The 18,756-nt window shown below is 65.6% G+C and carries 21 protein-coding genes; 9 read left to right on the forward strand and 12 right to left on the reverse strand.

All coding sequences use genetic code 11. The features are described 5' to 3' along the window. The first annotated feature begins 26 nt into the window (after nt 1-26). Nucleotides 27-1,391, forward strand: coding sequence for a M24 family metallopeptidase (locus ACT2BZ_RS20970; RefSeq protein WP_457937467.1), 1,365 nt, complete (start codon nt 27-29; stop codon nt 1,389-1,391). A 206-nt stretch (nt 1,392-1,597) separates the two neighbouring features. Here ACT2BZ_RS20970 and ACT2BZ_RS20975 read toward each other — a convergent pair whose 3' ends face one another. Both ACT2BZ_RS20975 and ACT2BZ_RS20980 read right to left on the reverse strand, forming a co-directional pair. Beyond that, the gene (locus ACT2BZ_RS20975) at nt 1,598-2,398 is read right to left on the reverse strand and encodes a phosphate/phosphite/phosphonate ABC transporter substrate-binding protein (RefSeq protein ID WP_457937469.1); all 801 of its coding nucleotides are present in this window, start codon (nt 2,396-2,398) and stop codon (nt 1,598-1,600) included. A gap of 45 nt (nt 2,399-2,443) precedes the next feature. Then, nucleotides 2,444-3,451: a fatty acid desaturase gene (locus tag ACT2BZ_RS20980; protein ID WP_457937471.1), complete on the reverse strand. Its 1,008-nt coding sequence runs from the start codon at nt 3,449-3,451 to the stop codon at nt 2,444-2,446. Between the two features lie 219 nt (nt 3,452-3,670). On the opposite strand from ACT2BZ_RS20980, the gene ACT2BZ_RS20985 reads away from it, so the two are divergent. Together ACT2BZ_RS20985 and bmt are read left to right on the forward strand one after the other, a co-directional pair. Next, nucleotides 3,671-4,522, forward strand: coding sequence for a helix-turn-helix domain-containing protein (locus tag ACT2BZ_RS20985; RefSeq protein ID WP_457937473.1), 852 nt, complete (start codon nt 3,671-3,673; stop codon nt 4,520-4,522). An 88-nt stretch (nt 4,523-4,610) separates the two neighbouring features. After that, a complete protein-coding gene (gene bmt / locus ACT2BZ_RS20990) occupies nt 4,611-5,633 on the forward strand; it encodes a betaine--homocysteine S-methyltransferase (protein WP_457937475.1) in 1,023 nt (340 codons plus the stop codon). Nucleotides 5,634-5,645: 12 nt separating this feature from the next. Here bmt and ACT2BZ_RS20995 read toward each other — a convergent pair whose 3' ends face one another. The 6 genes from ACT2BZ_RS20995 to ACT2BZ_RS21020 form a co-directional block, all read right to left on the reverse strand. Continuing rightward, nucleotides 5,646-6,107, reverse strand: coding sequence for a hypothetical protein (locus ACT2BZ_RS20995; RefSeq protein ID WP_457937476.1), 462 nt, complete (start codon nt 6,105-6,107; stop codon nt 5,646-5,648). A 203-nt stretch (nt 6,108-6,310) separates the two neighbouring features. Beyond that, the gene (locus ACT2BZ_RS21000; protein WP_457937478.1) at nt 6,311-8,359 is read right to left on the reverse strand and encodes a vWA domain-containing protein; all 2,049 of its coding nucleotides are present in this window, start codon (nt 8,357-8,359) and stop codon (nt 6,311-6,313) included. 2 nt (nt 8,360-8,361) lie between these two features. Continuing rightward, nucleotides 8,362-8,925, reverse strand: coding sequence for an RNA polymerase sigma factor (locus ACT2BZ_RS21005; RefSeq protein WP_457937479.1), 564 nt, complete (start codon nt 8,923-8,925; stop codon nt 8,362-8,364). A gap of 125 nt (nt 8,926-9,050) precedes the next feature. Beyond that, a complete protein-coding gene (locus ACT2BZ_RS21010) occupies nt 9,051-9,290 on the reverse strand; it encodes a hypothetical protein (protein WP_457937480.1) in 240 nt (79 codons plus the stop codon). 100 nt (nt 9,291-9,390) lie between these two features. Further along, the gene (locus ACT2BZ_RS21015) at nt 9,391-9,765 is read right to left on the reverse strand and encodes a hypothetical protein (RefSeq protein ID WP_457937481.1); all 375 of its coding nucleotides are present in this window, start codon (nt 9,763-9,765) and stop codon (nt 9,391-9,393) included. Between the two features lie 164 nt (nt 9,766-9,929). Further along, on the reverse strand, nt 9,930-10,691 hold the full coding sequence (locus ACT2BZ_RS21020) for an oxygen-binding di-iron domain-containing protein (RefSeq protein WP_457937483.1): 762 nt from the start codon (nt 10,689-10,691) through the stop codon (nt 9,930-9,932). A 146-nt stretch (nt 10,692-10,837) separates the two neighbouring features. On the opposite strand from ACT2BZ_RS21020, the gene ACT2BZ_RS21025 reads away from it, so the two are divergent. Together ACT2BZ_RS21025 and ACT2BZ_RS21030 are read left to right on the forward strand one after the other, a co-directional pair. Further along, nucleotides 10,838-11,410, forward strand: a complete 573-nt coding sequence (locus ACT2BZ_RS21025) for a TetR/AcrR family transcriptional regulator (RefSeq protein WP_457937485.1) — start codon at nt 10,838-10,840, stop codon at nt 11,408-11,410. Between the two features lie 67 nt (nt 11,411-11,477). Further along, nucleotides 11,478-11,963 carry a DUF305 domain-containing protein gene (locus tag ACT2BZ_RS21030; RefSeq protein WP_457937487.1) on the forward strand — a complete coding sequence of 162 codons (486 nt, stop codon included), beginning with the start codon at nt 11,478-11,480 and terminating at the stop codon, nt 11,961-11,963. 12 nt (nt 11,964-11,975) lie between these two features. On the opposite strand, the gene ACT2BZ_RS21035 is transcribed toward ACT2BZ_RS21030, so the two are convergent. Next, nucleotides 11,976-12,320 carry a RidA family protein gene (locus ACT2BZ_RS21035; RefSeq protein ID WP_457937488.1) on the reverse strand — a complete coding sequence of 115 codons (345 nt, stop codon included), beginning with the start codon at nt 12,318-12,320 and terminating at the stop codon, nt 11,976-11,978. A 206-nt stretch (nt 12,321-12,526) separates the two neighbouring features. On the opposite strand from ACT2BZ_RS21035, the gene aztA reads away from it, so the two are divergent. The 4 genes from aztA to ACT2BZ_RS21055 all read left to right on the forward strand — a co-directional run bounded on the left by aztA (nt 12,527) and on the right by ACT2BZ_RS21055 (nt 15,549). After that, on the forward strand, nt 12,527-13,324 hold the full coding sequence (gene aztA / locus ACT2BZ_RS21040; protein ID WP_457937489.1) for a zinc ABC transporter ATP-binding protein AztA: 798 nt from the start codon (nt 12,527-12,529) through the stop codon (nt 13,322-13,324). After that, entirely contained in the window at nt 13,324-14,193 is an 870-nt protein-coding gene (gene aztB, locus ACT2BZ_RS21045; protein WP_457937491.1) for a zinc ABC transporter permease AztB, read from the forward strand. Before aztA ends, aztB begins: the two co-directional genes overlap by 1 nt. Nucleotides 14,194-14,207: 14 nt before the next feature. Continuing rightward, on the forward strand, nt 14,208-15,128 hold the full coding sequence (aztC, locus tag ACT2BZ_RS21050) for a zinc ABC transporter substrate-binding protein AztC (RefSeq protein WP_457937493.1): 921 nt from the start codon (nt 14,208-14,210) through the stop codon (nt 15,126-15,128). 82 nt (nt 15,129-15,210) lie between these two features. Further along, complete coding sequence (locus ACT2BZ_RS21055) at nt 15,211-15,549, forward strand: TIGR01244 family sulfur transferase (protein ID WP_457937494.1); 339 nt, start codon at nt 15,211-15,213, stop codon at nt 15,547-15,549. Between the two features lie 13 nt (nt 15,550-15,562). Here ACT2BZ_RS21055 and ACT2BZ_RS21060 read toward each other — a convergent pair whose 3' ends face one another. The 3 genes from ACT2BZ_RS21060 to ACT2BZ_RS21070 all read right to left on the reverse strand — a co-directional run bounded on the left by ACT2BZ_RS21060 (nt 15,563) and on the right by ACT2BZ_RS21070 (nt 18,554). After that, entirely contained in the window at nt 15,563-16,258 is a 696-nt protein-coding gene (locus ACT2BZ_RS21060) for a hypothetical protein (protein ID WP_457937496.1), read from the reverse strand. Then, nucleotides 16,255-16,770 carry a cytochrome b gene (locus ACT2BZ_RS21065; RefSeq protein WP_457937497.1) on the reverse strand — a complete coding sequence of 172 codons (516 nt, stop codon included), beginning with the start codon at nt 16,768-16,770 and terminating at the stop codon, nt 16,255-16,257. Before ACT2BZ_RS21065 ends, ACT2BZ_RS21060 begins: the two co-directional genes overlap by 4 nt. Nucleotides 16,771-16,979: 209 nt before the next feature. Next, a complete protein-coding gene (locus ACT2BZ_RS21070; protein WP_457937499.1) occupies nt 16,980-18,554 on the reverse strand; it encodes a trimethylamine methyltransferase family protein in 1,575 nt (524 codons plus the stop codon). Nucleotides 18,555-18,756: the final 202 nt, after the last annotated feature.

Raw genomic sequence — 18,756 nt, forward strand, 5'->3', positions numbered from 1 at the left:
CAGGGCCGTAACGCACGAGACCTTCCATGGAAACCATGGTTCCCGCTTCCTTCGGCCGTCACAGAAAGATCATGCCGTTCGAGCCGGGTGGTGCCGACTCGGTGGAGGCTTTGCGCGCCAAGGCGCGGGAAAAGGCTGCCGCGCTCAACCAGCATGCGCTGGGCTACGGCGCGCTGGCCGAGGCGGAATGGGCAACTGCCGGCATCGCCGCCCCCGACCTGCCCGCCATGCGATCATACCGGCTGGAGCGCATCCGCGCCGAGCTGAAGCGGCGCGGCTATGCAGGCGCCCTGCTCTACGACCCGATCAACATCCGCTACGCCACCGACTCGACCAACATGCAGCTCTGGGTGGCGCACAACCCGACGCGCCACTGCTTCGTGGCGACCGAGGGTCCCGTCGTGTTGTTCGACTATTTCTCCTGCGAGCACCTGTCGGACCATTCGGGCGTCGTCGACGAGGTGCGACCCGCCGTTTCCTTCATGTACATGTATGGTGGCGAGCTGAGCGAAAACCGCGCGCGGCGCTGGGCGGCAGGCATCGCCGATCTGGTGCGCGAGCACGGTGGCGGCAACGGCCGCATCGCAGTCGACCACCTGAACCCGGAAGGCGTGGCGGAACTGGCGCGGCTCGGCGTGAGCATCGGAAATGGCGAGGCGGTGATGGAAGAGGCGCGGCTGATCAAGTCGCCCGACGAGATCCTGTGCATGCGCCGCGCGATCGTCGCCTGCGAGGCGGCGATGGGCGAAATGCAGGCTGCTCTGAAACCGGGCATCTCCGAAAACGAAGTATGGGCGGAACTGCACCGCGGCAACATCGCGCGCGGCGGCGAGTGGATCGAAACGCGGCTGCTGGCGTCGGGCCCGCGCACCAACCCGTGGTTCCAGGAATGCTCGTCCCGCACCATCGAGGCGGGCAACCTCGTCGCCTTCGATACCGATCTCATCGGCCCCTACGGCTTCTGCGCCGATCTGTCCCGCACGTTCCTGTGCGGCGACGGCGAGCCGAGCGAGGAGCAGCGCTGGCTCTATCGCACGACCGCCGACCAGATTGCTTTCAATACGGCGTTGATGCAGCCCGGCACGTCATTTCGCGAACTCGTCGAGCGCTCGATAAACCCTCCGGATGACTGCTTTCCGGCACGTTACGGCGTGCTTTATCACGGTGTCGGCCTGGCCGACGAATACCCAACCCTGCCGCATGCCGCGGATTGGACGGCGGATACGCCGGACGGCGTGCTGGAGCCCGGCATGGTGCTCTGCGTCGAAAGCTATATCGGCAGGCTCGGCGGCCACGAGGGTGTCAAGCTGGAGGAACAAATCCTCATCACCGCCACCGGCAACGAAAAACTCTCGCACTTTCCTCTCGATCCGCGGCTGAACGCGCGCTGACCTCGCACGGCGGCCTAGTGCCTGTGGCGCGAATGCAGGTCGTTATTGATCAGCAGCAGATAGGACACCACGGTCGCAATCACGAGCGGGGCGAAGACGGTCAGCGTCGGCAGCAGATAGTCGGACATGGCGATGCTCCTTTGCGCCATGAACGCTGCAACGGCGGTCAGGTTGCACGGATCGCGCCAATGTGAACGGCAGTGAAGTCAGGCCCAAGGCAGCGCGGCACGGATTTTCGCCAGCGTTTCGGGCGGCGTCCGCAGCGAGGTGATGAGAGGCAGACCCTTGCGCCTCGCCGTCCAACCCACGGCCAAAACCTCCTGGGCGCGCCGTTCGTACTGGCGCGCAAGCTGCCAGCTGCGGCAGTCGATGGCGCAGACATCCGCCCTGCCCTCGGCTACCGCCACGATCGAGCCGCGGTGCGAGCCGGTTTCCAGCCTGTCGGCGAAGATTGCGAGGCTTTCGCCCGCAGCCTCCAGGTCCCGCGTCAGCGCCAGGATGCCCGACATCGAGTCCGGCCCGTTAAAGGCGAGGCGTTTTCCGCGCAAAGAGCTGAGTGGCAGCACGGTGCCGCCCTCGGCAGGAGACGGCAAGCTGCCGCCGCCGACGCCCCGACGCATCAGCACGACGCTCGAATAGTACTCCCCCTGCCCGCCCTCGATGCCGTCATAGCTGGGCTGGCCGGCGACGGCGACATGCGCCGACAGGCCATGCTCCATCGGGCCCCAGCAGGTCTGCGCCAGAAGCAGCGCCGGGTGACGCCAGAGCGTATGAAAGTCGAGTTCGTCGGCTGGCAGTGTCGCCGGGTCGGGCGCGATGACCCGGCCGGCCCCGTCGCGGATGCCGCCAGGTACTGCCGGCATCTCGGCATTGCGGCGCGTCAGGCTTTCCGGCGCCTCGATGCCAGCCTGTCGAAGTCGCTCGCGCAGGCGCTGCCACTCGGCGTCGACCGAGGCACGCGCCTCGGGCCAGTCATACATCGGTAGGGCAGCAAGGAACGCGTTCATGCGGTCCTTTTGCCAAAGCCGGCGGCAAAGGCAAGCGTCAGCGCGCTATTCCTTCGGCGGCTCGGCGGGAACAGCCGCGGCATCGAGGCCGGTCAGCGTGTGGCCGTGCACGTGCGGGCGGAAGGCGCGGCCGGGGTCCGGCATGCGGCGCAGCACCGGGTGCGCCACCGGCTCCTTGGCGCGGAAAGCATAGCGCCAGAGCATCGCGGCGTAGCCCGAAAAGACATAGTCGTTGTTCATCGCGATCCACTGGTCGCGGCGCTCCTGGAACAGCGCCGGCAGCCTGTACCAGGCGACGTTCGGGCTCTTGTGGTGCACGAGGTGCAGGTTGTTGTTGAGGAACAGCAGCGACAGCGGCGAGCTCTCGACGATGATGGTGCGCCCGTCCGGCCGCTCCGACCATTGATGCTCGGCATAGGTGCGAACCGCGATCAGGGACTGGCCGAGCCACACCGGGCCGAGCACGTAGAGCCAGACCGGAATGCCGAAGCCATAGGCCACGACCGGCAGCACAAGCGCGAGGCCAAGCCCGTGCAGCAGCCAGGCGCGGCGCACGGCGCGGTCGCCCTCCGAGATGAGCTTCAACTCGGAGAGCACGAAGCCGATCGTTGCCAGGGGCGGCCCGATGATCACGCGGCCAAGCATGGTGTTGTTGATGCGCAGCACCGCCTTCATCGCGGGCGGCAGGCCCTGATGGTGCCAGAGCGCCTGGTAGTAGCTTTCGGGATCGTCGAACGGGTCCGTCAGCCGTTCGTCGGCGTGATGGCGCAGGTGCAGCGTCTTGAAGCGGCGAAACGGATAGACGAGCCCCACAGGAAGCGCGACGAGCAACTCGTTGATCCAGCCCTTGCGGGTCGGGTGGCCGTGCGATGCCTCGTGCATCAGCGAGGACTGCATGGCCAGAACGACGGCAAGCAGGAGAAGAGCCGTGATGGGGTAGGATGACCAGAGCAAAAAGCCGATGCCGGCCCAGGCGGTGTAGGTGACGATGATCAGTCCGACGGTCGGCCACTCGATGGAGCCGTTTCGCCGCGCGTGATTGCTGCCTGACATTCCTTCTCTCGCGCCCCTCAACGCCGGAACCCCCGCGATTCCTGACAGCATTGTGTCAGTAGTCTTCGGTGCCAACAACGCGACAATGCGCACAAAGCGTTGATTTTGCGCACCACTCACGGCAATTGTGATACATTGTCACCAGAGAGACGGAATTTCGATCCGGGATAAGCCGTATCACCCTGCGGAAACGGAAAATTCATCTTTCGAGGAGCCGGAATGGACAAGAGGAATCTCTCCGACCTGTTTCGCGAGCGGCTGAAGACGCTGCTGCAGCGATCCGATCTCAACCAGTCGGCCTTTTCCGCAGCGGTCGGCATCGATCGTTCGGCGCTGTCGCAGTTGCTGTCGGGCACGTCGACCCGCCTGCCGCGCGCCGAAACGCTGCTCAACATCGCTGCCGAGCACAAGGTGTCGCTCGACTGGCTGCTTGGCCTCAGCCAGGACGAGGGCGTCACCGGCGAGATCCGCGCCAGCCTCGAGATCGAGGAAGGCCAGAGCGATTTCGACCGCACCCTGCTCGCCCGCTGGCACGCCGAGGCCGTCGGCACCAAGATCCGCTACGTGCCGGCCGGCCTGCCCGACCTTCTGCGCACCGAGGCGCTGATCGACTATGAATCCGACATTTCCAACCGCAGCCGCGAGCGCCAGGCAGGCGAGACGCAGTACCGGATCGACTACAACCGCCGGCCCGAGACCGACATGGAAGTCTGCATGCCGCGCCACACGCTCGAGATCTTCGCGCGCGGGCACGGCATCTGGAGCGGCTTCCCGGCAGAGCAGCGCCGCGAACAGCTCGCCCACATGGCCGAACTTCTCGACGACCTCTACCCGACCTTCCGGCTGTTCCTCTATGACGGCAGGCTGCGCTATTCGGTGCCCTACACGATCTTCGGGCCCTACCGCGCGGCGATCTATGTCGGCGACATGTATCTGGTTCTGAATGCCACCGACCCGATCCGCACGCTGACCCGGCATTTCGATAATCTGATCCGCGCAGCCGACATCAACGCCCACGAGGCGGCCGCCTATGCCCGCAAGCTGGCCGAGAAAGATTTTTCGACGGAATGACGGCGGCGGCGCCAATCGGCTCGTTGACTGGACATAAAGACTTCTTTATATCGTTATCTCAAATAGATTTGCCGGAAAGCCGACTGCCATGACCAATCCCATCGACGCCCTGCTCGCAGAAAAAGGCGTTCTTCTCGCCGACGGCGCGACCGGCACCAACCTCTTCGCTATGGGGCTGGAGGCCGGCGAGGCACCGGAGCTGTGGAACGAGAGCGCGCCGGAGAAGATCATGGCGCTGCACCAGAATTTCGTCGATGCCGGCGCCGACATCATCCTCACCAATTCCTTCGGCGGAACCAGCCACCGGCTGAAGCTGCACAACGCGCAGGACCGCGTGCACGAGCTCAACAAGCGCGCCGCCGAGATCGCCCGCGCCGTCGCCGACAAGGCCGGCCGCAAGGTCATCGTGGCCGGCTCGGTCGGCCCGACCGGCGAGCTGCTCGTGCCGCTTGGCGCCATGACCTATGACGAGGCGGTCGCCTCATTCGAGGCGCAGTTGCGCGGCCTGAAGGAAGGCGGCGCCGAGATCGCCTGGATCGAGACCATGTCGGCTCCCGACGAGGCCCGTGCCGCCGCCGAGGCCGCCATCCGCGTCGGCCTGCCCTATACCTACACGGTGTCTTTCGACACGGCCGGCCGCTCGATGATGGGCCTGGCGCCGAAGGACATTCACGGCATCGCCGACAGCCTGGCGGAGAGCCCGGTGGCGGTTGGCGCCAATTGCGGCGTCGGCGCTTCCGACATTCTCTCCTCGCTGCTCGACATGACCGAGGCGCGGCCCGATGCGACGGTGATCGTCAAGGGCAATTGCGGCATCCCGCAGTTTCACGGCACCGAGATCCATTATTCCGGCACGCCCGAACTGATGGCCGACTATGTCCGCATGGCGGTCGATTCCGGTGCGAAAATCATCGGCGGCTGCTGCGGCACGTCTTTTGCGCATCTCGCCGCCATGCGCGGTGCCCTCGACAGCCACAAGAAGGCAACACGGCCAACGGTCGAGGCGATCGAGGCGCGCATCGGCCCGATGCGCAACAAGCAGGCCAGCCAGAGCGGCACCACCGGCGAGACCGGCGATGCACGTCGCGAGCGCCGCCGCGCACGCGCCTGACGGCCTTGCGGCTCAGCCCTTTCCGGCCAGGCCGCGCAACACCAGATCGTTGAGCGCGCGGCAGTAGCGCTCCTCCTCCCGCTCGAGCCATTCATAGGCTTGCGGCCAGCTCGCCGGGTCGGTAGCCGCAAGCGGCAGGCGGCCGAGGTAGCAGCAGCCCGGGAAATCCCGAAGGCCCGCGCCCAGCGTCCGGCCGAGACCGGGTTCATACGCCGACAGCCGGCTGGCGGTGGTCGCAAAGCTCTCGCCGCGCTGCCCCCTGACGAAAAGCCCGACGCTGCGGTTGGCGACATAGAGCGACAGCACGAGGTCGTCGGCCAGGAGGCGCCAGCGCGAATAGAGGCTGCCATGCACGATCAGCCCGTCGCCGCGCCGTGCGATATAGCCGTCCCAGAAGCGCCTGATCTCGGGCGCCGAGAGCGAGCGCAGGCTGCCGTGCGAAAAATCCCATTCGTCCAGTTGGCGCTCTGGCATCGCTTCGTTCCATCCCCCGTAGTCGCCGGACCATAGCCATTCCGCGGCAAAAGCGCAGGCCGCCGCCGAAGCATTCCTGACATCCGGGGTGCCGTAAGCAAAAAGACCGGCGGAGCTTTCGCCCCGCCGGTCTGCCTCACCCGCCCATCGGTCGTGCCCGTGTCAGAACGATCCCATCTGCAAGGACGCGGCCGTCATCGCCACTACCGCTTTCCGCTGTCGAGCGCCGAGGCAAGGCGCGCCAGCGAGAGGAATTCCGACCGGTAGCCAAACGGGTCGGCTCCTCGGGCGGCGGTGGCAATCTCGATGATCCTGTCGTAGCCGAAACCGGCTGTCTGGTCGGTGTCGCGCAGCTTCTGGCCGAAGGCCGCGATCGCGACGGAGAAGCGCTGGTCGGCACTTGCCGCGTCGAAGGACGATACCTCGTTGGCCTTCGTCACCGGCGTGGTGATCAGCTTGGAGACGTCTTCGTCCGGCAGCTTGTAGCGAATCTTCACGAAGGCATATTCGTCGGCATGGGCAACGCCGCCATTGTCGGTCGAGGCCTCGCCGTAGCGCAGGTCGTCGATCTGCTGCGGCGCGCCCTTCGGCGTGATCTCGTAGATCGCCGTCACCGAATGGCCCGAGCCGATCTCGCCGGCATCGACGCGGTCGTTGTTGAAATCCTCGGTGGCGAGCGCCCGGGTCTCATAGCCGATCAGCCGGTATTCGGAGACCGCGGCCGGGTTGAACTCGACCTGGATCTTGACGTCCTTGGCGATCGGGAAGAGCGTCGAGGAAGCGTCCTGCACCAGCACCTTCTCGGCCTCGGCCAAGGTGTCGATGTAGGCCGCCGTGCCGTTGCCGTTCTGCGCGATGGTCTGCATCATCCGGTCGTTGAGGTTGCCACGGCCGAAGCCGAACACCGACAGGAAGACGCCGGACTTGCGCTTTTCCTCGATGATGCGCTTGAGATCGTCGTCGTCGCTCTGGCCGACATTGAAGTCGCCGTCGGTGGCGAGCATGACGCGGTTGACGCCATCCTTGACGAAGGACTGTTCAGCCAGCCGATAGGCCTCGCGGATGCCGGCCTCGCCGGCCGTCGAACCGCCGGGCGTCAGCGTATCGATCGCCGTCAGGATCTTCGCGCGTTCCGACACCTTGGTCGGCTCGAGCACCGTCCCGGCATTGCCGGCATAGGTTACGATCGACACCGTGTCATCGGGGTTGAGCTTCGACACAAGGAGCCTGAAGGCCGACTGCAGCAGCGGCAGCTTGTCGGGTGCGTTCATCGAGCCGGAGACGTCGAGCAGGAAGACGAGATTGGCCTTCGGCTGCTCGGCCGCAACGATGTCGTAGCCCTTGATGGCGACATGCATCAGCTTCGTGTGCTCGTTCCACGGCGTCGGCATGACGGTGACGGTCGAGTTGAACGGCGTCGCGGCCGCATCCGGCCCCTCCCAGTCATAGGGGAAATAGTTGATCATCTCCTCGACGCGCACCGTGTCGGCCTGCGGCAGGAACCCTTCCTTCAGCGAACGACGGACGAAGGAGTAGGACGCCGTGTCGACATCGATCGAGAAGGTCGAGACCGGGTCGGTGGTGGCCGAGCGCACGGGATTGGTCTTGAACTCGGCAAAGCGCTCGCGGTCTTCCTGATCGATGATGATCGGGTCGGGAAGCGGCGGGCTGATCGCCTTGTCGGCCATCAGCTTCGACGTTGCTGCGACGCCCGGCTGAAAGGCCGCCCTGCCGCGGCTTTCGTCGGACGGCGCGGAAAGCAACCCGGAGACCTCGCGGGAAACCGCCTCGCTCTCGGCCGGCGCCGCGTTCATTTCCCGCTTCGGGGCGGTGGGCGGAGCCGCGAGTTCGGAAAGCACGTCGCGTTGCTGTTCGTCGCCGTCCTTCTTCTTCAGCTCGGCCGTCGCCTGGTCCGCCTCCTGCCGCGCAGGTTGCTCGGCGGCATCCTGGCCAATGCTGAAGCGGAACGGGGACTCCTCCATCAGGTAGAAGGTGGCGTAGCCGGCGATCGGCAGCGCGACCAGTCCGGCAAGTGCCGGTGCCGCGAGAAGCTTCTTTTGCATCGTTTCCCTCCAGAGCTTGCGTATCTGGTGGGTAAGACGAAGCCCTTCGGCCGATCCTTGGGGTGCGGTCGAATTATTTTCGCCGTCGAAGGCCTGCATGGCCGCATGCATCGCGCGCGCCCTCGCCTCGGCGCCCGGTTCCGGTGCCTTCATGCGGCCGAGCCGCTCGAGTTCCTTGTCGTCGACCATGGTCACACTTCCCCGGCCGTGCGCATCAGCGTGCGCAGCCGTTTCTTCGCTTCATGGATGTGCCAGGAAACAGTCGCCTCGGCGCAGGCCATCGCATCGGCCGCCGCCGCATGGGTGAGCCCCTCGCCATAGACCAGCAGCACCGCATCGCGCTGCTTGTCCGGCAGTTGCCGCACCGCGAGCCAAAGCGTCTCTGCCTGGTCCTCGGGCTCGGGCTCCACGCCGCTCTCGATCAGCGCCTGTACGCCGAAGGCATCGACCTTGGCCGTTTCGCGTGCGCTCTTGCGCTTCATGTCGCGCGCCGCGTTCAGCGTCATGGCATAGAGCCATGTCGTGAAGGCGGAGCCGCCGCGATAGTCACGGATCGCCCGGCCGAGCCGCGCGCAGACTTCCTGCGCAATGTCCTCGGCATCGGGTTTGGAACCGCACCAGCGCCATGCCACGCGGTAGACAAAGCCGTAGTGCCTTTCGACCAACGTGCCGAAAGCCGCCCTGTCGCCCTTTTGAGCCTGACCGATCAGATCGAGATCGGAAGCCTCGGTTTCTTCCAGCATCATCGCCGTCATTTGTCCGTTGGACGAATGCTTTTGGGCGATCCTTGGGGTGATGGGAAGATTTTTCCGGCTTTTTTCACGCAGCATGCGGGGACGCACGGCGCAGCGCGCGTCCCCCGAGCGAAATGCGCTACCGCCTACATGTGGTTTGCCGGGTCGGTTTCGGCGTTGTAGGCGACCAGCCATACCTTGAGGATGAGGACCGCCGTGGGGATGGCGAGGACCGCGGCGATTATCCAGAGGTCTTTGCCTTCGACCCCCAGAATGGCGGCAATGAGCCAGCCCAGGGTGCCGAAGCAGAACACGATCTGGACGGACAGAAAGAACGCGGCCGACACGAAATAGGTGAAGGTCCGCACAGTGAGATGGCGAGTCATGAGACGTGTCCCAGGTCCACGCGGGGGCCAGCCGATATTCGGCTGCCGGCGGCGTGGCGAGATTGATGAGGGGTGTGGATGGTCCGGAGACCGGCAGTCCTCAGTCCCGCGGTGGACCGCGCACACGCGTCAGCCGGACGCGACCGTCGTGCATCGACAGCCAAGCCGGGGCGGAACCGGCCGCGTCGGGGTGCGGCAGGCAAAGAGCCGCATCCTCCGGCCGCAGCGCCCCGTCGGAAGCCGGGAAGATCTTGCTGTGCTGCCCGTTTCGGGTCTCGAGGTCCTGTTCGGGATGCGTGAACCGCAGCAAGGCCGAAGGGCCCGAATCGGGAGCGGCGGTTAGCAGCGATTTCGGCGTTGGGGCTGTCGGGATGTGGGCGTCAGCCGCTGCCAGCGAGGCGGCGATCAACGCCAGTGCGAGCACCAGGCGGGCGAGCCCGTCGCCGAGATACGACAGAAGACGACGGATGTTCATCGAAGGAGCTTCGCGCCAGTGACCGCCCTTCCCTTAGAGGCTTTTCCCGCCGGGCGGAAGAGACCTGAATGGACGAGTTCCGGTCTTTCGATATTGCGGCGGCTCGTCGCAGCAGGCTCGCGGCGGCGTGGGTGCTGCCGCGAGCCTGTCGATGAGTGCGCGGGTTACTCGGCTGCCTGCGCGGTGAGGCTGGCGCGGTCCATCCGGCCCGAGACCCGACGGTCGTAGTCGTCGGCGAGCACGGAAAGGGCTGCAGCACCGTCGCCCTCGAAGGACGGGCCGTGCATCAGGGCAAGCGTCTTCGGCGCCAGCGCCGAAAGGCCCCGGATCGTCGCGCCCATGCCCGGGTTGAGGCTCGAATAGTTGAACAGGTCCTCTGCCGCGACGGCCGGGCCGACGATGTCGCTGCCGGTGATGTCACGGTCGTTGCCGAGCTGCGTGAACAGGTCGCCGCACATCAGCGTGCCCGTGGTTTCCTCGAACATCACGCCGGCGTCCCAGCCGTGCGGCGTATGCGGCGTGTCGATGAAGCGCACGCGCTTGCCGCCGCCGAGGTCGATGACCTCGCCATCGGCCAGCATGCGCGGCTTGCGGTCGGCGAAGTCGTCGAGCGAGACCATGCAGCCGGTGGCGCCATGCGCTGGCGTCGCCTGCGGTGCTACGGCCAGCCATTCGTTCATGGCACCGCATTCGTCGGCCTCGAAGTGGCCGAAGGCCAGCCAGCGCAGCTTCTCGGGCGGCAGGATACGCGAAAGTGCCTCGCGGTTGAGCGCGAACATCTTGCGCAAGCCCGTGTGGAACATCAGCGGCTCGTCGCCCATGACGAGGAACTGGTTGAAGGTGAAGCCGGCCGGCGGCGCGATATCGGCTACGAAGGTCGACAGTCGGAATATGCCATCTGCGATCTCGGAAATCCTGGTTTCCATGACGTCCTCACGGTCAAGAGCACAAGGTTTGGCTGTGGCAGGCGAAGGGCGCTGGACAGCCGGTTCAATTTCATAGTACATGGCTGTGTATTGAATTTTACGGCCTTCGTCAATATTGGATGAACGCCATTGTGCAGTGAAAATAAATGGCGCGGACATACACACTCGGAAAGCGGGCAGAACAGCAGGCGGAGACGCGGCAGCGCATCGTCGAGGCGGCGGTGGACCTGCATGGCAGCGTCGGGCCGGCAGCGACGAGCCTTTCGATGGTTGCCGAACGCGCCGGCGTGCAGCGGCATACGCTCTATGCGCATTTTCCGGACGAGAGGCTGCTGTTCGAGGCCTGTTCCGGGCTGGCCATGCAGCGCGACCCGCTCCCGGACCCGCAGTCCTGGCAGGAGATCGGCGACCGGGGGGAAAAGCTCAGAACCGGGCTCGCGGCGATTTACGGCTGGTACGAACGCAATGCCGATCTCGCAGCCTGCGTGCTGCGCGACGCCGAGCACCACGCCCTTACGCGCGACATCGTGGAAGCGACGATGGGTCCGCCCATGGCGGCCTGCCGGGCCGTGCTCGGCGATGGGTTGCGGCCGCCGGCCGTGGCGCTGCTTGGCCTCGCCATGAGTTTTGCTACCTGGCGCACGCTGACCCGCGACGAGGGGCTGACCACCGGCGCTGCTGTCGCCGCGATGACGGGGGTGGTTATCGGCGCCCCCTAGGACTGCGAGGGAACACCCGGCGCCTTTTCGACTTTGGTACCCGACACCGGAACCAAGGGAGACGCCAATGTCCTACGGACGCTTCGCCGCCATGATCGCAACCTCGACGGTCGTGATGTTCGGCCTGATGTATCTCAACACCTACGCAATCGACCATGTCTGGTTCAGCCAGACGCGCGCCTGGATGGCGTTGCTGATGGGCGCCGTGATGGCCTTCATCATGCTGGCCTTCATGCTAAAGATGTACGACAGCCGCGCCACCAACATGGCGATCTTCGCTGGCAGCGTGATCGTCTTCGCCGCTTCGCTGTGGCTGGTGCGCAGCCAGGAGACGGTCGACGACGTTTCCTACATGAAGGCGATGATCCCGCACCACTCGATAGCCATCATGACCAGCCGGCGCGCCCATATCCGCGACCCGAGGGTGCGCGAACTTGCCGACGGCATTATCAAGGCGCAGGTGGAAGAGATCGGCGAGATGGAAGAGCTGATCGCCGATCTCGAGCGCAACGGCGTCCCCGCCGATGCGCCCGATCTTCAGCCGGCCCAATAGGCCGGATCGCCGTCAGCCGACGGCGGCAGTAACGATGATCTCGACCTTGTACTGCGGCGTGGCGAGCTTGGCCTCGCCGGTGGCGCGCGCCGGCGGGTTGGCCGGGTCGACCCAGGCGTCCCACACCGAGTTCATCTCGGCGAAATTCGCCATGTCGTCGAGCCAGATGATCGCCTGCAGTATGTTGGCCTTGCTTGAACCGGCCTTGGCCAGCAGCGCGTCGATGGTCGCCAGGATGTCCTTGGTCTGCGCGGCAACGCTGTCGCCCGCGCCGACCTGGCCGGACAGGTAGATGGTGCCGTTGTTGACGACAATGTCGCTCATGCGTTTGCCGATACCGATGCGTTGAATGGCCATTGCCGTCTCCTTGCTGTTTCAGTGCGGCCCTCACTACGTTTTGCACCCCCCGCAACGCAAGGGCAGCCAGCCGGAAATTGGGTAAGCCAGGCATTCCCCGCGGTGGATAGCGGGTCGGTTGCAACTCCGTCGCGTTGACATATGTAATAACATCACATACCAGATTGTCCTCGACGAACCACCGAAAAGCCCCTCGCGCAACCGCCATGACAGACGCCTGCCTGACCTTCCGCGACCTGACCCTCGGCTATGGCAGCCACCCCGCCGTGCATCATTTGAATGGCGTGGTGAAGAAGGGTTCGCTGACCGCAATCGTCGGCGCCAACGGGTCGGGAAAGTCTACCTTGATGAAGGGCGTCGTCGGCGTGCTGAAGCCGATGGCAGGCGCCGCGACGAAGGCCGGCGATGCGCAGATTGCCTACCTCCCGCAGCAGTCCGAGCTCGACCGCACCTTTCCGGCCCGCGTTGTCGATCTCGTTTCGCTTGGTCTCTGGCCAAAGCGCGGACTGCTCGGCCGCTTCACGCCGCAAGATCGCGGCGTCGTTTCGCGGGCGCTCGCAGCCGTGGGCCTCGAGGGTTTCGACAAGCGCGGCATCGACACCCTGTCGGGCGGGCAGTTGCAGCGCGCGCTGTTTGCCCGCGTGCTGGTGCAGGACGCCGAGATCATCCTGCTCGACGAACCCTTCAACGCCATCGACGCCAAGACGGTGATCGACCTTGTCGCACTCATCAAGCGCTGGCATGGCGAAAGCCGCACCGTGATGGTCGCCGTGCATGACCTTGACCTGGTGCGGGCGCATTTCCCCGAAACCCTGCTGCTGGCTCGCCGCCCGGTTTCCTGGGGCCCGACGGCCGAAACGCTGAAGCCGGAAAACCTTCTCAAGGCGCGACGCTTCGAGGAAGCCTGGCTCGACGACGCACCGTGGTGCGAGACCGACGAGATCGGCCATGTGCATGGCCACGCAAGCGACCACGCCCATGACCACCCCTCCAGGGTGGCCTGATGCTCTACGATCATCTGATTGCGCCCTTCGTCGAGTTCGGCTTCATGCAGCGCGCATTGGCCGGCTCGCTCATGCTGTCGGCCGGCGCCTGCCCGGTCGGCGTGTTCCTGATGCTGCGCCGCATGAGCCTTGCCGGCGACGCCATGGCGCACGCCATCCTGCCGGGCGCCGCGGCCGGATTCCTGCTTTACGGGCTCGAGATCGTGCCGATGACCATCGGCGGGCTGATCGCCGGCGTCATCGTTGCGCTCGGCGCCGGGGCGGTTTCACGCTTTACCATCCAGAAGGAGGACGCCTCGATGGCCGCCTTCTATCTGATCTCGCTGGCGCTGGGCGTGCTCATCGTGTCGCTGCGCGGCTCCAGCGTCGACCTGATGCACGTGCTGTTCGGCACTGTGCTGGCGCTGAACGACGAGGCCCTCACACTGATCGCGACGATCGCCGGCACGACGCTGCTCCTTCTCGCCGTCTTCTGGCGGGCGCTTGTCGCCGAGTGCCTCGATCCGCTCTTCCTGCGCTCGGTGAGCCGGCTCGGCACGCCGGTGCACTTCATCTTCCTCGGCCTTGTCGTGCTCAATCTCGTCGGCGGCTTCCAGGCACTCGGAACCCTGCTGTCGGTCGGATTGATGATGCTGCCGGCTGCCGCTGCGCGCTTCTGGACAAGCCGGGTCGGGCCGATGTGCGCGCTGGCAGTGGCCATCGGCTTCGCCTCCTGCATCGCCGGACTGCTCCTGTCCTACCATGCGTCCCTGCCCTCCGGGCCGGCGATCATCCTGTCCGCCGGCGTCGTCTATCTCGCCTCGATCCTTGCCGGACCGCGCGGCCTGCTGCGCGCGCGCGTCCGCCACCACCGCCACCGTACCGCCTGAAGAAGGAACAGCCTATGCTGCGCAGAATTGGGCTTGCCGCCACCTTGATAGCCACGACCCTGGGCAGCCTGCCGGCCGCGGCCGAGCCGCTGAAGGTCATTGCAAGTTTCTCGATCATCGGCGACTTCGCGGAAAATGTCGGCGGTGACCGCATCGAGCTCAGTACGCTTGTCGGTCCCGACAGCGACGCCCATGTCTACGAGCCGAGGCCGGCCGATGCGGCCGCCATGGCCGGCGCAGACGTGGTGCTGGTCAACGGCCTGCATTTCGAGGGCTTTCTGCAGCGTCTGGTCGAGGCAAGCGCCACCAGCGCGACTGTCGTCGAACTGACGAAGGGCGTCGAGCCGCGCGAGATGGGCGGCGACGCCCATGGCGACGAGGAAGCCGACGGCCATGGCCACGGCGCCATCGACCCGCATGCCTTCCAGTCGATCCCGAATGCAAGGATCTATGTCGCAAACATTGCCGACGTCTTCTGCGATGCCGACGCCGTAGGCTGCGCGACCTACCGCGCAAACGCCGCCGCCTATACCGCAAGGCTCGATGAACTCGACGCGAAGGTCCGTGCTGCGGTCGCGGCCATTCCGGTCGACAAGCGCACCATCATCACCTCGCACGACGCCTTCGGCTATTTTGCGCATGAGTACGGCCTCACCTTCCTGGCGCCGGAAGGCATATCGACCGAGGCGGAGGCCTCCGCCGCCGACGTTGCGGCGCTGATCGAGCAGGTCCGCCACGACAAGGCCTCGGCCATCTTCATCGAGAACATCACCAACCGTCGGCTGGTCGAGCAGATCGCCGGCGAAACCGGTGTGCGGATCGGCGGGACGCTCTATTCGGACGCCCTGTCGGTGCCCGACGGCCCGGCTGCGACCTATCTCGAACTGATGGAAAACAACATCGGCGCCATTCGCGGCGCTATACTGGGAAGCTGAACTCCCGGTTGCCCAGGCGGCTCGGGAATGGATACACTTGTATCGACAGACCGCCAGGCGGTCGCCACAACGAGGACGACAGATGGAATATCGCCAGATCAGCGACCAGTATTCAGTTGCCGGACAGATTCTTCCCCAGGATGTGGCCGCCATCAAGGCTGCCGGCTTCAACAGCGTGATCTGCAACAGGCCGGATGGCGAACAGCCCGGCCAGCCCTCGGCAGCCAGCGTCGAGGCGGCAGCGAAGGCGGCCGGCCTGGAATTCCGCTACATCCCGGTCATCAGCGGTCAGGTCACCGGCGAGAACGTCGCCGAGCAGGCCGCGGCCCTGCAGGACCTGAAGGGCCCGGTCTTCGCCTATTGCCGGTCCGGCGCCCGCTCGACAAATCTGTACGGGCTGATCCGCGAGATGGGCGAGTAACGACGCCAGGCACTCACACCTGGCGCGCGAAGGCCGCCATGTGGAAAGCCTGCTGGTCCGGAACATAGCGGTAGGCCGTCCCATAGGGACAGGCATTGCGGTCGAAACAGCCGCCCGACATGCAGTCTTGGCCGGTCGCGCCGCGCACATGCGTCAGACAAGCGGCGTGGTTGAAGCCCGCAGCGGAATGCGCGCCGACGGGACAGGCACTCAGGCAGGGTTTTCCGGCACATAGGTCACAAAGGTGAATCGCTGCGCGAGGCGGCGCAAGGTCCAGCTCCACATCGAAGAGCAGCGCGCCGCGATAGGCGTGCCACAATCCGTAGTCCGGATGCATCAGGATGCCGAGCGGCGACGGACGCAATCCCTCGGCACGCATCGCCCATTGCTGGAACGGCTGGTAGGGCCGATCGTTGGGCGAGACCGCCCTCGCCCCGCAATCTTCGGCAACCGCACCGATCACCGCCCGCGACCATGCGTCCAGCGGATTGTCGAGTCCGCCGGGCTGCGCCGCGCGCCAGCGCAGGAAATGCGGCCAGGGTTCCGCACCCGCCTGCCCGACGAGCAGCACGGCCCGCGCCGGGTCCCCGGCGGGGCCGAACGGCGGCTGGTCCTCATGGTGGAAGTTGAACCCGCCGCGCAGGATCAGGCCGTGGCGCAGGAGCGCCGCGGCGACATTTTCGAGACGAGCTGGCTGCCCCGCGGTCACGCCCGGCTTCTTTGCGGCCTCAGCATGCGCGTCAGCACGTCGGTTCGGGCATAGAAATGCTGCCACAGCGCCCCCGCCGTGTGCAGGACAACGGCGGCGATGATGACGGGCTTGGCCAGCTCGTGGACTTCTCCGGCTGCGCCGACGCCGAGAAACCAGGCAAGGGCACCGGTCACCGGCATGCCGAGGATCGCCACATAGAGCAGCCCGTGGACGATCCCAGCCACGATGCGCTGCGCCTTCGAGCCGCCCTCGGGATAGGCAGGCACGCCGCGCCACAGGCGAAGCCCCAACCGCGCTAGCGCCAGCACAAGCACGGCGATACCGACATAGACGTGGATATTGGCGTCGAACAGGGCGTCCGCCGAGATTTCGGTTCCACGCCGGAACGCCCGGTAGGCAGGCACGATGTCCTCACCGATGATGAGCTGGAGAATGACAAGCACGGCAATCGTCCAGTGCAGCGCGACCTGCGCCGTGGAGTAGCCCGTGGGACGATGAAGAGTAGCCATGGCAGTCGTTTCCCTCGATGACGCACTGCACAAGATTAGGCTGTGGCACCCGGAAAATCACAAGTTAACGCTTGTTCATCTTGGCCGTTTTCCGCCAACCGCGACAGCAGGCCGCAGCCCTACTTTCTGTCCGGGTCGGAAAACGCGCTGCGCCAGACTTCCTTGTGAATGATGTTGGCCACTTTAGCCCGGCCTGCATCGGGCTCCTTTCAAGTGAAGGCGTCGGGCATCGACTCCTTCTTCCTTGCGATGAAGTCGAGGAGCCCGTCGTCGATGCCCTGGTCGAGCGCAGGCGCTTCGTAGGTTTCGAGCCAGCGCCGCGCCAGTTCGTTGGCACGCTGCGGCGCGGTCTTCTCGCCTTCAGCCAGCCACTGCTCGTAGGAATTGTTGTCTGCGATCGCGGAGCGGTAGAAGGCCGACTGGAAGTTCGCCTGCGTGTGGTCGCAGCCGAGATAATGGCTGCCCGGACCGACCTGGCGGATGGCGTCCATTGCCTGGCCGTTCTCGGAAAGATCGACACCCTGGGCGAATTTCTGCTGCATGCCGAGCTGGTCGATGTCCATCATGAACTTCTCGTAGCAGGAGGCGAGCCCGCCCTCGAGCCAGCCGGCCGAGTGAAGCACGAAATTGGCGCCGGCAAGGATCGTCGAGTTCAGCGTGTTGGCGCTTTCATAGGCCGCCTGGGCATCCGGCACCTTCGAGGCGCAGAGCGAGCCGCCTGTGCGGAACGGCAGGCCGAGGCGGCGCGCCAGCTGGGCGGCGCCATAGGAGACCAGCGACGGTTCCGGCGTGCCGAAGGTCGGTGCGCCCGACTGCATAGAGATCGACGAGGCGAAGGTGCCGAAAAGCACCGGCGCGCCCGGCCGCACGAGCTGAGTGACGGCCGCGCCGGCGAGAACCTCCGCCAATACCTGCGTCAGCGTGCCGGCAACCGTAACCGGGCTCATCGCGCCCGCCAGGATGAACGGCGTGACGATGCAGGCCTGGTTGTGCCGCGCATAGACCTTCAGCGCGCCGAGCATGGTGTCGTCGAAGACCATCGGCGAGTTTGCGTTGATCAGCGACGTCAGAACGGTGTTGTTGTCGACGTAGTCGTCGCCGAACACGATCTTGGCCATCGCCACCGTGTCCTCGGCGCGCTCGGGCGCCGTCACTGAGCCCATGAACGGCTTGTCGGAATATTTGATGTGGCTGTAGATCATGTCGAGGTGGCGCTTGTTGACCGGCACGTCGACCGGCTCGCATACGGTGCCGCCCGAATGGTGGATCGACGGCGCCATGTAGGCGAGCTTCACGAAATTGCGGAAATCCTCGATGGTGGCGTAGCGGCGCACGCCATCGAGGTCGCGCACGAAGGGCGGGCCGTAGACCGGCGCGAAGACCGTGGCGTCGCCGCCGATCTGAACCGAGCGCTCGGGGTTGCGCGCCTGCTGGGTGAAGGTGGACGGCGCGGTCTTCAGCAGCGAGCGCGGCAGTCCCTTCGGGAAATGCACGCGGTCTCCCTGAACGTCGGCGCCGGCTTCTTTCCACAAGGCCAGTGTCTCGGGGTCGTCGCGGAAGATGATGCCGGTTTCCTCGAGCACCGTGTCGGCATTGGCCTCGATCAGCGCCAGGCCTTCCTCGTCAAGCACCTCGAAGGACTTGATGGCGCGCTTGATGTAGCTCTGCTGGATGCCCGGGCCGCCGCCCGAGCGGGCTGCACGCCTCGCTGCGGCGCCGCCGCTTGCTGCACGGCCGCGCCGTGCCGTCGAGGCTTCCTGATCGGTAGCGAGATTGTCGGCCATAGAATCCGTCCTGCAAGATATTGGCGCGATCACGCGCGCTCCGTCGCCCGGATCGTAGTCATACACCTTATTGGAAACGGCTTGGCAGCGCCAAGAGCTGTCGCAAAATCGACAAGGAAAGCGATTGATTTCCAGTCGCTTTCCTTTTGCAGGAAGTCGCAAATCAGCTAAGGGTTCGGGCACCGTGCAGGCTAGGTATGGG

Source organism: Mesorhizobium sp. 10J20-29, assembly GCF_054130485.1.